The following is a 12,670-nucleotide window of genomic DNA, read 5'->3' as shown; positions in this document are numbered from 1 at the left end:
GAGGAATCCATGAGCGACTCGACGAGCCCACCGGTGCAGATGCCGGGCGGCAACGCCATCCAGCCGCGCGCGATACTGTGGTTGATCACCATCGTGGCGGTAGGGCTGTCCCTGTTCCAGCTCTACTCGGCGGGTATCCAGCCGCTGGGGCTGTTCTACCAGCGCGGGATCCACCTGGCGCTGATCATGATGCTGGCCTTCCTGATCTTTCCGGTGTTCGGCCCCCACCGCAAGCGCGGCGTCCTCGGCGGGCTGATCGATTTGGTGTTCTTCACCGGTGCGCTGATTACCGGTGGCTATATTTTGTTCTTCCTTGACGAGATCATCTCGCGGGCCGGGTTCTGGAGCGAGACGGATATCCTGATCGCCTGCATCGCCACCGTCACCGTCCTCGAGGCCAGCCGTCGTGCGGTGGGCTTCGGCATGACGCTGATCGGCGTGCTGGCCATCGTCTACGCCTTCGCCGGGCCGCGCGGTGAGCTGCCGTGGCTCGGCCAATGGTTGCCCGGGATCCTCGAGCACCGTGGCTACAACCTGGATCGCGTCGCCGGCCAGCTGTATCTCGGCCAGGAGGGCATCTTCGGCTTGCCGCTGGGCGTGGCGGCGACCTATATCTTCATCTTCGTGCTGTTTGGCGCCTTTCTCGAAAGCACCGGCGCCGGCAAGTTCTTCATCGACATGGCCTATGCGGCCACCGGCCGCCAGCGTGGCGGTCCGGCCAAGGCAGCGGTCATCGCCTCGGCGGGCATGGGCTCGATCTCCGGCAGCGCCATCGCCAACGTGGTGACTACCGGTGCCTTCACCATTCCGCTGATGAAGCGCCTCGGCTACAAGCCCCATCAGGCCGGCGGCATCGAGGCCGCGGCCTCCACCGGCGGGCAGATCATGCCGCCGTTGATGGGCGCCGGTGCCTTCCTTATCGCCGAGTACACCAACACCCCGTACCTCGACGTCGTCAAGGTCAGCATCCTGCCGGCGATCATGTACTTCGCCACCGTCTACCTGTTCGTGCATATCATCGCCCTCAAGCAGGGCATGCAGGGCATGGCGCGCAGCGAGCTGCCCAAGATGCGCGACGTGATGCGCGACGGCTGGCACTTCCTGCTGCCGCTGGGGGTACTGGTATGGCTGCTGGTGATGAACCTCTCGCCGATGCGGGTGGGCTTCTACGCGGTGGTCACCATGGTCGCCGTAGCGGTGCTGCGCTATACGATCTGGTTCCTGTTCGTGGCACCGCGCCAGGGCCAGAAGGTGACCTTCGAGAGCATCAAGCGGGTGGTGATCGCCGGCTTTGTCAAGCTGGTCGAGGGCCTCGAGCTGGGCGCGCGCAATGCCGTGGCGGTGTCCATGGCCTGTGCCGTGGCCGGTATCATCGTCGGCGTGGTCGGTCTCACCGGCCTGGGCCTGAAGTTCTCGTCGATGATGATGGCCTTCTCCGGCGGCAACCTGGTGCTGGCACTGGTCATGGTACTGCTGGCCAGCCTGATCCTGGGCATGGGCCTGCCGGTCACCGCCAGCTATATCGTGCTGATCGTGCTGGTCGGCCCGGCACTGACCGCCGAGTTCGGCGTGCCGCTGCTGATCGCCCACCTGGTGGTGTTCTGGTACTCCCAGGACTCCAACGTTACGCCACCGATAGCCTTGGCCGGCTTTGCCGGGGCGGCGATTGCCGGCTCCAAGCCGATGGAGACCGGCTTCCAGGCCTGGAAGTTTGCCAAGGGTCTCTACCTGATCCCAATGTTCATGGTCTTCAATCCGGAGATCATCGTCGGCGGCCCGGTACCGGTGGTGATATGGAACGGGGTGATCGCGATCTTCGCGCTCTGTGCCTTCGCCGCGGCGCTGGAGGGCTACCTGTTCACGCGCATGTCGTGGTTGCCGCGGCTGGCCATCGTGCCGTCCATCGTGGCGGTGTTCTACCCCAACCTGCTGGCCGAGATCGTCGGCGTGGTGGTGATGGCGCTGGCAATTGGCGGCAACTGGCTGGCGAGCCGCCGCGAGGCGGCATTGACTGCTCAAGGTGATCAGAGTCGCGCGTAGCGCAGGCCTGCCCCCGGATCAGTCCTGAGCGGTGCGGCCTACCAACGTGGCAGGCTTGCCCGCCTGGTCAAGATGACGGCGCCTGCGGGCGCCGTTAGAATGTTTGCCCTTCGCATTCCAGCGTCATTTTCGGGAGCCATAGATGCCATCCAACGAGCAGCCACGCGTCGGCGTGATCATGGGGTCGAAGTCCGACTGGCCGGTGATGGAGCATGCGGTAGCGATGCTGGAGCGCCTCGGCGTGGCCTGCGAGACCAAGGTGGTCTCTGCCCACCGCACCCCGGACCTGCTGTTCGACTATGCCAAGGGTGCCGCTGAACGCGGGCTGCAGGTGATCGTCGCTGGCGCCGGTGGTGCGGCGCACTTGCCGGGGATGGTGGCGTCCCAGACGCCGCTGCCGGTGCTCGGCGTGCCGGTGGAGTCCAAGTCGCTCAAGGGGCTCGACTCGCTGCTGTCGATCGCCCAGATGCCCGGTGGCATTGCCGTGGGGACGCTGGCCATCGGCAAGGCCGGCGCCACCAATGCAGGCCTGCTGGCGGCACAGATCGTCGGTCTGCAGGATGCCAGGGTGCGCGAGGCGGTGGAGGCCTTCCGCGCCGAGCAGACCCAGGCGGTGCTCGACAACCCCGATCCCCGACCGCAAGCGCAGTGAGGTGACCCAGATGAACATCGGTGTACTCGGTGCCGGCCAGCTGGGCCGCATGCTGGCCCTGGCCGGCTACCCCCTGGCCAACCGCTTCACCTTCCTCGATACCACCGGCCACCCCAGCGCCGGTATCGGCGACGTGATGATAGATACCGATCGCAGGCACCTCGACACCTTCCTGGAGAAGGTCGATCTGGTGACCTACGAATTCGAGCACCTGCCAGTGTCGCTGGTGCAGGCCATCGAGGAGGTCAAGCCGGTCTATCCGTCCAGCGAAGCGATCCGCGTGTGCCAGAACCGCGCTGAGGAGAAAGCGCTGCTCGACCGCCTGGGCATCCCCACCCCAGCCTATCGGCTGGTGGAGAGCGCCGCCGAGCTCGAAGCCGCGGCCCGTGAACTGGGCACTCCGGTGGTCGCCAAGTCGGTGACCGAGGGCTACGACGGCAAGGGTCAGGCGGTGCTCAAGGATCCCGCCGAGGCCGAGGCTGCCTGGCGTGCCATCAACCACCCGCGGCTGATCGTCGAGGCTTTCGTCGACTTCGTACGCGAAGTGTCGATCATCGCCGTGCGCGGCCGAGACGGCCAGGTGGTGTTCTATCCGATGGCCGAGAACCAGCACGTCGACGGTATCCTGCGCTACTCGGTTGCACCGCTACCCGACCTCGATGCCAGCGTGCAGCAGACCGCCGACGGCTATATCCGTGCGCTGCTCGACGAGCTCGACTATGTCGGGGTGCTGACCCTGGAGCTGTTCCAGGCTCGCGACGGCAGCCTGCTGGCCAACGAGATGGCGCCGCGCGTGCACAACTCCGGCCACTGGAGCATGGACGGTGCGGTGACCAGCCAGTTCGAGAACCACCTGCGGGCGATCCAGGGACTGCCGCTGGGCGACACCGCGGCGCGCATGCCGACCTGCATGGTCAACGTGATCGGCCGCGAGGGCGTGCCCTCCGAGATCCTGGCGATCGCCGACGCCCACCTGCACCGCTACGACAAGCGCGAGCGCCCCGGGCGCAAGCTGGCCCACGTCAACCTGCTGGCGCCGAGCCACGCCGAGCTGCTCGACAAGGTGCGCGCCTGCGCCGCACTGCTGCCGGATGCACCGGCGCCGCATTTCAGCTTCGAATAACCGCCCGCCACCCAATGTAAGCGGCCCCGTCAGATGACGGGGGCGCTTGCGATCGAGGAGACCGCTCCCGCTCAGGCGCCGATGATGCCGCCGTCCTCGCGGGTGATCACCAGAGTGGCCGAGCGCGGGATGGCGCTGCCGCCGTCCGGCCAGTGGCTGACCAGGTCGCCCGCCGCGAAGGCCTCGGCCTCGGTGGTGGCGCCCGGGTGCTGGACGTTGACGAACATGGTGCGCTGGTCCGGGGTGGTGATCACGCCGGTGATCTCCTGGCCCACCGGGCCGGTGAGGAAGCGCTTGATCTCACCGGTCTCGGGATTGGCGGCGAGCATCTGGTTGTTGCCGAACACCTCATAAATACCGCTGTTCATCACCGATTCGCTGATATCGGTCTGAATCCAGACGCGGCGATCCGGGTCGATCCACAGGCCGTCGGGGTTGGCGAAGATAGCCTCCTGGTCCAGCGGCTCGCCGGCCAGGTCGCGGCTGTCGTCCTGGTCGCCGGCCAGTACGAACAGGTCCCAGGCGAAGCGGGTGCCGGCATGGCTGCCCTCTTCCTGCCAGCGCACGATCTGGCCAAAGCTGTTGTCGGCGCGAGGGTTGACGGCATCGGTCTGGCTCTCCTGGCGCTGGGTATTGTTGGTCAGGGTGAAGTAGACCTGGCCGGTGGCCGGATCCACCGCGCCCCACTCGGGGCGGTCCATCTTGGTGGCCCCGGCGTGGTCGGCGGCGCTGCGGGTGTTGACCAGGATATCGGCCAGGTCGGCGAAGCCGTTTTCCGGGGTCAGGCCGTTCTCACCCGGGGCCAGCGCTAGCCACTCGCCGCTGCCGTCATCGTTGAATTTCGCCACATACAGCGTGCCTTCGTCGAGCAGGGAACCGTCGGCCGTGGCGGCCTCGAAGGGGCGCGCCGAGACGAACTTGTAGATGTATTCGAAGCGCGCGTCGTCGCCGGAGTAGGCGACCACCGGCTGGCCCTCCACCGCCGGGGCGAAGATCACCCCTTCGTGGGCGAAGCGGCCCAGGTGGGTGCGCTTGATCGGCGTGGAGGCCGGGTCCATGGGGTCGATCTCGACCATCCAGCCGAAGGCGTGGGGCTCGTTGCGGTAGTCCTCGCTGGCGGAGGCGCCGCGGGCGCTGGCGTCGAAGCGCAGATACTCGTCGGCGCCACTGGTCGCACGGTGCCATTGGTAGCGACCGCTGTCGCGGGTCTCGATGCCGTAGCGCGCCTGGCGACGGTCGATCTCGGTGTCGCTGTTGGCGAAGTAGCCGGCCCAGTTCTCCTCGGCGGCCAGGTAGGTGTTCCACGGGGTGACGCCGTGGGCGCAGTTGTTGAGGGTGCCGCGGGTCATGCTGCCGTCCGGGCTGTACTTGGTCACCACGTGCTCGGTGCCGGCTACCGGCCCGGCCAGACGCATCGGCGTCAGGCCGGTGATGCGGCGGTTGTGAGCGTCCTCGACCACCTGCCACTGGCCCTGGTTGTCCGCTCGCACGCGCACCACGGTCACGCCGTGGGCGTTGAGCTCCTTGAGCACCTGGTCGTCGTCGCGGCTGCCGTCCTCGTTCTGCGGGAAGCCGCTGCGGTCGAGGGCTAGCCCTGCCGCCGCGGCGTGCAGGAAGCGCGGCTCGATGTACTCATGATTCATCACCAGCAGGCCGTCGCGGGAACTGCCCTGCAGCGGGAAGAAGTGCATGCCGTCGTGGTGGCTGCCGACCTGGTGGGCCTGGTCCTCACCGCTGGCGGCGAGCGAGTAGGCGGGCATCGCGCCGCTGATCGGGGTGCCCATGGGCAGCATGGCTTGTACCCGGTAACCGTCGGGCACGATCACGGCGTCGGCGGCGCTGGTGGGAATGGCCGAGAAGCCGAGGCTGGGTGCCGCCGCAGCGCTTCCCTCGGCGGCGAAAGCAGAGGAGAACGGCAGGTGCGTGGCCATGGCGCCGGCGACGAAAGTGGCCAGGCTGCCGCGCAGCACGCTGCGCCGACTGAGACGCGTCTCCAGGATATCGCCGAAATAGGGGTTACCGGACGTATTGCTGAGCGGCTCGTCGCCGTCGGCGAGAATCGGATCGACCGCGCCGGGTCGCTGCGGGTGTTTCATGGCCATGTCTCCTCATGTGGAACGAGACGCCATTGTTGGCAGCCTAGATGACATTAGCATGACCTAATGGCGTCGTTTGGGTGACATGAGTTGATATGGATCAAGTAACGCCGTGTCTTGCCTTGCGCCAGCTCGCGCCTCGTCGACACTGTAGAGCTAACTGATGAGGAGGGCGTATGGCATTGCGTCTCTACCGCGGCGACTTGCTGCTGATCGTCGCGCTGCTGGTGCCGCTGGTGGTGGCCGCGCCGAGGCTGGGCTGGCCGCCGGGGGAGGCGGCGGCGCTGCTCGGCTGGGTGGGGCGCGTCAGCGGCATTGTGGGGCTTGCCATGCTGCTGGTGACCGCGGCCTTGAGTATCCGGCTGCCGGGATTCGACCGCTGGTTCGGTGGGCTCGACCGGCTCTGGCAGCTGCACCGGCTGCTCGGTTTCAGCGCCTTTATCCTGATCATGCTGCACGTGCTGGCCCTGGGCCTGGCGCGGGTGCCGGCGGGTCTTGACGTGGCGGTGCTGACGCTGTTTCCGCCGCCGTCGCAGCTGGCACTGTGGAGCGGCTGGCTGGCCTGGCTGGCGATGGTGATCTTCCTGGCGCCGACCTTCCAGTTCTTCGGGCGGCTCGACTACCAGCGCTGGAAGGGGCTACACATGCTCTCGGCAGCGGCGCTGCTGCTGGCGCTGGGCCACGCGTTACCGCTGGCGGGGGAGACCTGGCCGTGGTGGCTGCTCGGCGCCCTTGGCGCTGGTGCCATGGTGTGGCGCAAGCTGCTGTCGCCATCGCTTGCTCGCCACCCCTACCGGGTGGAGTGCGTCGCGCCGCTGGCCCGCGGGGTGGTGGAAATTGCGCTGCGCCCAGAGGCCCGCGGGCTTGGCTATCGCCCCGGCCAGTTCGTCTATCTCACGCCGCTCGACGAGTCGTTGACGGCGGGGCGGGGTGAAGAGCATCCCTACACCATCGCCTCGGCACCGCATGACCCGCTGCTGCGGGTCGGCATCAAGGATCTCGGCGACGCCAGTCATGCGCTGCAGACGGTCAGTGTGGGTAGCCGGGTAATGTTGGAGGGCCCCTACGGCGACTTCTTCGCCGCGCACCATCCTGATCGCGATGCGCTATGGCTGGGCGGTGGCATCGGTATCACGCCGTTCGTCAGCGCGGCGCGGGGCATGGCCGACCTGGACGAGGGGCGCGGCGTGCAGCTGTTCTACCTGGCCAATGGCCCTGACCGCGCCTACTACCTCGATGAGCTTACCCGCTGCGCCGGGGAGAACGAGTGCTTCACGGTGACGGCCCACTTCTATCGCGAGCTGGGCCCGCTGACCGAATCCTTCCTGCGACACCACTGCCCGGACTACGCCGACCGAGAGATCTACCTGTGCGGCCCGCCCGGGATGATTGGCCACCTGCGTGACCTGCTTGACGCCCAAGGCGTGCCGGCCGCGCGCATCCACTGCGAGGTCTTCGATTTCCTATGAACAAGTTTGCCTATAGTGCCTTCATTGCCTTCCTGGCCAGTATCGGTACCCTGGTGTCGGTGCATGCGCTGTCTTCGGACGATGAGACCGACGGGGCGTCCGAGACGCGCGACATTACGCTCGACGAGCTGGCCGAGCACGCCAGTGCCGAGAGCTGCTGGAAGGCCATTCACGGCGGCGTCTACGACATCACCGACTATGTGCCTGACCACCCCACCGAGGAAGAGGTCATCCTCGAGTGGTGCGGTCGCGAATCCAGCGAAGCGTGGGACAACAAGAGCCCCGGGAGACCGCATAGCCCGGGTGCCGAGCGCCAGCTCGAGAACTACCGTATCGGGCGCCTGGTCGATGATCAGGGCGAGCCGCTCAGCGGCGACGTCGAGGAAACCAGCGCAGACGCTGAGCGGCAGGATGCCAGGCCAGCGGCGTCGGTATCGCCCGCCGAGGACCAGCGCCTGCACCAGGCCATGCTGGGCCAGCCCATGGATGGCCACTACCGGGGCGTGTTCACTGATCGTGGAGAGATACAGGTCAATATCACCTTCGACCTGCGCGATGGCCACCTGACCGACGTCAACTTCCGCCATCTCGCCTATCGCGGCGTCGACTACCTGACCCTTGAGGAGGGTGATGACCTCTACCCGGTGATGGTCCAGCACCGCCGGATCACCGAGTGGCTGGAGGGCGAGCCGTTGACTGCTATATTCGCGCTCTACGAGCCGGCGCGCGTGGTCGACGAGGTAGACGGCTTCAGCGGCGCCACCCTGCGCGGCGCCAAGGTGATCTCGGCGATGCGCGACGGCCTCAACCGCGGTGTCTACAGCTGGCCGTGAGGGCGCGTTAGGCTGGTACGAAAAATCGGCGAGCGCAGGCAGTTTTCGTATAGAGCCTAGCCCAGTGGCCAGTTCGCGGCGCCGATAACCCACAGCCATGCGGCGATCAGCGCGAAGTGGCCGGGGTACCAGGCCAGCCACAGCCGCCGCGGCATCGCCATGCCGACCTGGGGCACGCGCTGGGCGGCGCCGGCAGCGAGCAGCAGCACCGCCAGGCAGGTGGCCACGGTGAACGACTTGGCCATGTCCGAGGCGTTCATCTGGCCCGCCACCCACAGCGCCGGGAATGCCGCGGCGGCGGCCAGCAGGCGTGCCGAAAAGTGGGTTCCGGCCTGGCTCAGGTGGTGCATGGCGAACATCAGCAGCGGGATCAGCAGCAGGCCGTTGTGGCCGTATTCGACCCAGTTGCCGAGCAGGTACCAGGCGACCAGCGTTGCCGCGGCGCCGAGTGCTGCCCAGTGCGCGGCCAGCTCGCCGCGCCCCTGACGGGCCGCCAGTTCACGCAGCCAGGCGCCGCCGCAAAGCCCCGCCGCCAGCGTGAAGCAGACATTCAGGATAAAGGCGTCCGAGGCCCGCGGCATCATCATGTAGGGCAGCTGCGCGACGAGGCCGATGATCAGGATGCGCCGCGCGTAGCGCTGCGGGTTGCGAGTGTTGAACAACCCGTGCCAGGCGACCATGGCGGCAAACAGCGGGAAGGCGATGCGCCCGATCGAGGAGCCGGCCCAGTCGAGCTGCCAGCTTTCGGGCAGCACGTAGCGGGTCAGGTGATCGATGGTCATGGTGGCCAGGGCCAGCCACTGGCCCCAGGCGGTCCAGGTCGAGGCGGGGCGAAATGCATCGGGTGCGGCGCTTGCCGTAGCGCTCATCGTTACCTCCGGATTGTAGCGATGGGGTCGGCCATGAATGAAACGTCGGCTCAGGCGTCGGGCCTGGGACGGTAGCGGCGATCATCATAGACCGCCATGGGCTCGCTCCTGACATCTTCCACCCAACTCGGTGGCTTGAGATAGCTCCAGGCGGCCTGCACCTGGCCGTGCGGATCGGCGATGGCCAGTCGTCGGCGGCGATAACCGTCGCGGTCATTGACCCGCTCGAGGCGGTCGAGTTCATCCAGGGTCGGGGCGTCGACCCGGAACAGCTCGCCCTGGACCTTGAGTCCCTGGCCCTGGGCGTCGACCAGCACCGGCGAGTAACGCGGACCGTTGAGCACCAGCGGAAAGGGCTCGCAGGTCACCGCCAGGTCGAGGAATTCGGCCTCACCGAGGTAGCCTGCGTGGTTGGCGAAGCCGCGCTTGAGGGTGCCGTACACGAACAGCAGATGGGGCATGGGATCCTCCCGGTCAGGCTGGGCCTGGTCGTCCTGACAGGATAGTCTGATGCTAGAGATACAGGGTCAAGTGTGGGCCACTCAAGGACACTGGGATGCGCAGCGGTTTCGGGTTCGATCTACGCAGCATGGAAATCTTCGTCGAGACCCTGGAGCAGGGCAGCCAGAGCGCCGCCGCACGGCGCCTGGGGCTCAAGCAGTCGTCGGTATCCCAGAGCCTGGCCACCCTCGAGGAGGGGCTTGGCGTCAGCCTGTTCAAGCGCAACGCCCGGCCGCTGGAGCCAACCAGTGCCGGACGCTTCTTCTACGACCGCGCCCGGCGCCTGCTCGACGAGGCGCGCAGCACCCGCCGCGAGCTGGTCTCTGGCGCCTTCGGCCAACTGCATCAGGTGCGCCTGGCGCTGGTCGACTCGCTGGCCACGGCGGTGGGCCAGCCGCTGATCGAGCTGATCAAGCGCCATACCCGCGACTACACCCTGACCACCGGGCTGTCGCACATGCACAGCCATGCCCTGCTGACCCGCCATGTCGACATCATCGTCTCCGACGACCGCCTCGAGAACTATGACGGCCTCGAGCGCCACGCGGTGCTGCGCGAGCCCTTCGTGCTGGTGGCGCCGGCCAGCTGGTCGGGGCCCCTCGACAACCTGCGCTGGCTGGCCCGCCAGCTCGACTTCGTACGCTACACGCCGCAGTCGCTGATCGGCCAGGCCATCGAGCGCCACCTGCGCCTCAACCGGCTCGAGTTGCCGGCGCGCCTGCACCTCGACAACACCTTCGCCGTGCTGCGTCTGGTCAGTGCCGGCGCCGGCTGGACCATCACCACCCCGCTGTGCCTCTACCAGGCCGGCCTGGAGACCCTCCAGGTGCGCGTCGCAGCGCTGCCGGTGGCACCGCTGCAGCGCGAGTTGACGCTGGTTTCGCGGCGTGACGAACTCGGCGACCTGCCCGCCCAGCTGGCCCGCGATGCCCGCCGCCTGCTGGAGATACGCTTTCGCCAGGAGCTCGACCGCGGCCTGCCGTGGCTCTCCTCCGAGGTCTCCACCCAGCCCTGAGTGTGGGCATTTCAGCGTCACGAATGCGCCTTCGGCGTGCACTATCGATTTTTCCTATAGCAGCGGCGTCGGTGCGACCGATGCTCTTTGCCAGATGCCGAATCCGCGTCCAAGACTGAAAGACATTCGATGTGCGACGCGGGAACTGCAACCCAATGCCAACAACAATAAGCGCCTATGTACGCTGGGTAGAGCGCCTCAACCGCGGGGTGGGGCGGCTGGTGATGTACATGATCTTCCTGATGATGGGGCTGCTGCTGTACGCCTCCTTCTCGCGCTCAGTGCTCAATGCGCCGCTGCTGTGGGGCGTGGAGATGTCACAGTTCATGCTCGCCAGCTACTACCTGCTGGGCGGCGCCTACGCCATGCAGATGGGCGCCCATGTGCGCATGGACCTGTTCTACAGCCGCTGGTCGCCGCGCACCCAGGCGGCGGTGGATGCCGTCACCATCCTGTTTCTGATCACCTTTCTGGTCACCCTGCTGCTGGGCGGTATCTCCAGCACCCAGTACGCGCTGGAGTACGGCCAGCGCAACCACTCCTCCTGGGCGCCGCCGCTGGCGCCGATCAAGCTGATCATGTGCCTTGGCATCGTGCTGATGCTGCTGCAGGCCTTCGCCACCTTCTTCCGTGATCTGGGCGCGGCGCTGGGTCGCCCCATCGACGAGGAGGGCGAGGCATGAGCTATGAGATGATCGCGCTGCTGATGTTCTCGACCATGATGCTGCTGCTGTTGACCGGCCAGCGGGTGTTCGGGGTGATCGGCTTCGTCGGCGCCGCCGCGGCGCTGCTGCTGTGGGGCGACGGCGGGGTGGAGATGCCGTTCAACGCCAGCTTCGTGCTGATGAACTGGTACCCGCTGTTGACCCTGCCGCTGTTCGTGTTCATGGGCTACATGCTCTCCGAGTCGGGCATCGCCGGCGACCTCTACGAGATGTTTCACGTATGGATGGGCTCGCTGAAGGGCGGCCTGGCGGTGGGCACCATCGGCCTGATGGTGGTGGTCTCGGCGATGAACGGCCTGAGCGTGGCGGGCATGGCGATCGGCGCCAGCATCGCCCTGCCCGAGCTGCTGCGTCGCGGCTACGACAAGATCATGGTCACTGGGGTGATCCAGGCCGGCAGTTCGCTGGGCATCCTGGTGCCGCCCAGCGTGGTGCTGGTGCTCTACGGCATGATCGCGCGTCAGCCGGTGGGCAAGCTGTGGCTGGCCGGGGTGTTCCCGGGGCTGATCCTGGCGGCGATGTTCGTGATCTACATCGTGGTGCGCTGCCGGCTGCAGCCGAGCCTGGGGCCGGCGCTGCCCGTCGAGGAGCGCACCATGCAGCTGGGCGCCAAGCTCAAGCTGCTCAGTGCCGGCATCCTGCCGCTGCTGATCTTCTTCTCGATGACCGGGCTGTTCCTGATGGGCGTCACCAGCCTGGTCGAGAGCGCCGCCTATGGCGCCTTCGCGGCGACCCTGGCGGCGCTGGTCAAGGGCCGCCTTACCCGCGCGGTGATCGAGGTCACGGTGCGCCGCACCCTGGGCATCAGCTGCATGTTCATGTGGATCATTCTCGCCGCACTGTGCTTCGGCGCGGTGTTCGACGGCCTGGGCGCGGTGCGCGCCATCGAGAACGTCTTCCTCGACCGCATGGGCCTCGGCCCCTGGGAGATCCTGCTGATGATGCAGCTCTCCTACATCCTGATGGGCATGTTCCTCGACGACACCGCGATGCTGGTGATCGTCGCCCCGCTCTACGTGCCGCTGGTGGTCAGCCTGGGCTTCGACCCGGTGTGGTACGGGGTGCTCTACACCATCACCGTGCAGATCGCCTACATGACCCCGCCGTTCGGCTACAACCTGTTCCTGATGCGCGCCATGGCGCCCCCCGAGGTGACGCTTGGCGACATCTACCGCAGCGTCTGGCCGTTCGTGATGATCATGCTGCTGGGGCTGGGTTTGATAACCGCCTTTCCGCAGCTGGCGCTGTGGCTGCCGGAACTCTACTACGGATAAGGCGCGAGCATGCCCGGCGACGGGCAGGCACAAGAGCCGCGAGCATGCGGCGTGACGAGTGGTAACAACAACA

Annotated in this window: 11 protein-coding genes; 8 read left to right on the top strand and 3 right to left on the bottom strand. The window is 67.0% G+C overall.

From position 1 onward, the window contains the following. Positions 1 to 9: 9 nt before the first annotated feature. From QC821_RS14870 to QC821_RS14860, 3 genes are all read left to right on the top strand, one after another. Positions 10 to 2,040, top strand: coding sequence for a TRAP transporter permease (locus QC821_RS14870; protein ID WP_309723086.1), 2,031 nt, complete (start codon positions 10 to 12; stop codon positions 2,038 to 2,040). Between the two features lie 142 nt (positions 2,041 to 2,182). Beyond that, positions 2,183 to 2,692 (top strand): 5-(carboxyamino)imidazole ribonucleotide mutase, encoded by a 510-nt coding sequence (gene purE, locus QC821_RS14865; RefSeq protein ID WP_309723083.1) that lies wholly within the window; start codon positions 2,183 to 2,185, stop codon positions 2,690 to 2,692. A gap of 10 nt (positions 2,693 to 2,702) precedes the next feature. Continuing rightward, positions 2,703 to 3,815, top strand: coding sequence for a 5-(carboxyamino)imidazole ribonucleotide synthase (locus QC821_RS14860; RefSeq protein ID WP_309723082.1), 1,113 nt, complete (start codon positions 2,703 to 2,705; stop codon positions 3,813 to 3,815). Between the two features lie 71 nt (positions 3,816 to 3,886). On the opposite strand, the gene QC821_RS14855 is transcribed toward QC821_RS14860, so the two are convergent. After that, positions 3,887 to 5,911, bottom strand: coding sequence for a PhoX family protein (locus tag QC821_RS14855; protein ID WP_309723081.1), 2,025 nt, complete (start codon positions 5,909 to 5,911; stop codon positions 3,887 to 3,889). A 176-nt stretch (positions 5,912 to 6,087) separates the two neighbouring features. On the opposite strand from QC821_RS14855, the gene QC821_RS14850 reads away from it, so the two are divergent. Together QC821_RS14850 and QC821_RS14845 are read left to right on the top strand one after the other, a co-directional pair. Then, entirely contained in the window at positions 6,088 to 7,380 is a 1,293-nt protein-coding gene (locus QC821_RS14850) for a ferredoxin reductase family protein (protein ID WP_309723079.1), read from the top strand. Beyond that, positions 7,377 to 8,213 (top strand): cytochrome b5-like heme/steroid binding domain-containing protein, encoded by an 837-nt coding sequence (locus QC821_RS14845; protein ID WP_309723077.1) that lies wholly within the window; start codon positions 7,377 to 7,379, stop codon positions 8,211 to 8,213. The genes QC821_RS14850 and QC821_RS14845 overlap by 4 nt, the downstream gene beginning before the upstream one ends. Before the next feature lie 56 nt (positions 8,214 to 8,269). Here QC821_RS14845 and QC821_RS14840 read toward each other — a convergent pair whose 3' ends face one another. Beyond that, positions 8,270 to 9,082, bottom strand: a complete 813-nt coding sequence (locus QC821_RS14840; protein WP_309723076.1) for a TraX family protein — start codon at positions 9,080 to 9,082, stop codon at positions 8,270 to 8,272. Positions 9,083 to 9,132: 50 nt separating this feature from the next. Next, positions 9,133 to 9,543, bottom strand: a complete 411-nt coding sequence (locus tag QC821_RS14835; protein WP_309723074.1) for a gamma-glutamylcyclotransferase family protein — start codon at positions 9,541 to 9,543, stop codon at positions 9,133 to 9,135. A gap of 95 nt (positions 9,544 to 9,638) precedes the next feature. Between QC821_RS14835 and QC821_RS14830 the strand changes: the two genes are divergently transcribed. The 3 genes from QC821_RS14830 (at position 9,639) to QC821_RS14820 (ending at position 12,597) form a co-directional block, all read left to right on the top strand. Further along, positions 9,639 to 10,598, top strand: a complete 960-nt coding sequence (locus tag QC821_RS14830; RefSeq protein WP_309723072.1) for a LysR family transcriptional regulator — start codon at positions 9,639 to 9,641, stop codon at positions 10,596 to 10,598. A gap of 155 nt (positions 10,599 to 10,753) precedes the next feature. Then, entirely contained in the window at positions 10,754 to 11,281 is a 528-nt protein-coding gene (locus QC821_RS14825; RefSeq protein ID WP_095619980.1) for a TRAP transporter small permease subunit, read from the top strand. Next, positions 11,278 to 12,597 carry a TRAP transporter large permease gene (locus QC821_RS14820; RefSeq protein ID WP_309723069.1) on the top strand — a complete coding sequence of 440 codons (1,320 nt, stop codon included), beginning with the start codon at positions 11,278 to 11,280 and terminating at the stop codon, positions 12,595 to 12,597. Before QC821_RS14825 ends, QC821_RS14820 begins: the two co-directional genes overlap by 4 nt. Positions 12,598 to 12,670: the final 73 nt, after the last annotated feature.

Source organism: Franzmannia qiaohouensis, assembly GCF_031451695.1.
GTDB classification, from domain to species: Bacteria; Pseudomonadota; Gammaproteobacteria; order Pseudomonadales; family Halomonadaceae; genus Franzmannia; species Franzmannia qiaohouensis.
Note: the sequence above shows the minus strand (reverse complement) of the source record. Positions and strands in the feature narration are given on the sequence as shown.

What these genes read in the sequence shown, in the direction of transcription:
- QC821_RS14860 (WP_309723082.1), top strand. Translation starts at nt 2,703, where the DNA reads ATGAACATCGGTGTACTCGGTGCCGGCCAGCTGGGCCGCATGCTGGCC.
- QC821_RS14850 (WP_309723079.1), top strand. Translation starts at nt 6,088, where the DNA reads ATGGCATTGCGTCTCTACCGCGGCGACTTGCTGCTGATCGTCGCGCTG.
- QC821_RS14825 (WP_095619980.1), top strand. Translation starts at nt 10,754, where the DNA reads ATGCCAACAACAATAAGCGCCTATGTACGCTGGGTAGAGCGCCTCAAC.
- QC821_RS14820 (WP_309723069.1), top strand. Translation starts at nt 11,278, where the DNA reads ATGAGCTATGAGATGATCGCGCTGCTGATGTTCTCGACCATGATGCTG.
- QC821_RS14840 (WP_309723076.1), bottom strand. Translation starts at nt 9,082, where the DNA reads ATGAGCGCTACGGCAAGCGCCGCACCCGATGCATTTCGCCCCGCCTCG.
- purE (WP_309723083.1), top strand. Translation starts at nt 2,183, where the DNA reads ATGCCATCCAACGAGCAGCCACGCGTCGGCGTGATCATGGGGTCGAAG.
- QC821_RS14855 (WP_309723081.1), bottom strand. Translation starts at nt 5,911, where the DNA reads ATGAAACACCCGCAGCGACCCGGCGCGGTCGATCCGATTCTCGCCGAC.
- QC821_RS14830 (WP_309723072.1), top strand. Translation starts at nt 9,639, where the DNA reads ATGCGCAGCGGTTTCGGGTTCGATCTACGCAGCATGGAAATCTTCGTC.
- QC821_RS14870 (WP_309723086.1), top strand. Translation starts at nt 10, where the DNA reads ATGAGCGACTCGACGAGCCCACCGGTGCAGATGCCGGGCGGCAACGCC.
- QC821_RS14845 (WP_309723077.1), top strand. Translation starts at nt 7,377, where the DNA reads ATGAACAAGTTTGCCTATAGTGCCTTCATTGCCTTCCTGGCCAGTATC.
- QC821_RS14835 (WP_309723074.1), bottom strand. Translation starts at nt 9,543, where the DNA reads ATGCCCCATCTGCTGTTCGTGTACGGCACCCTCAAGCGCGGCTTCGCC.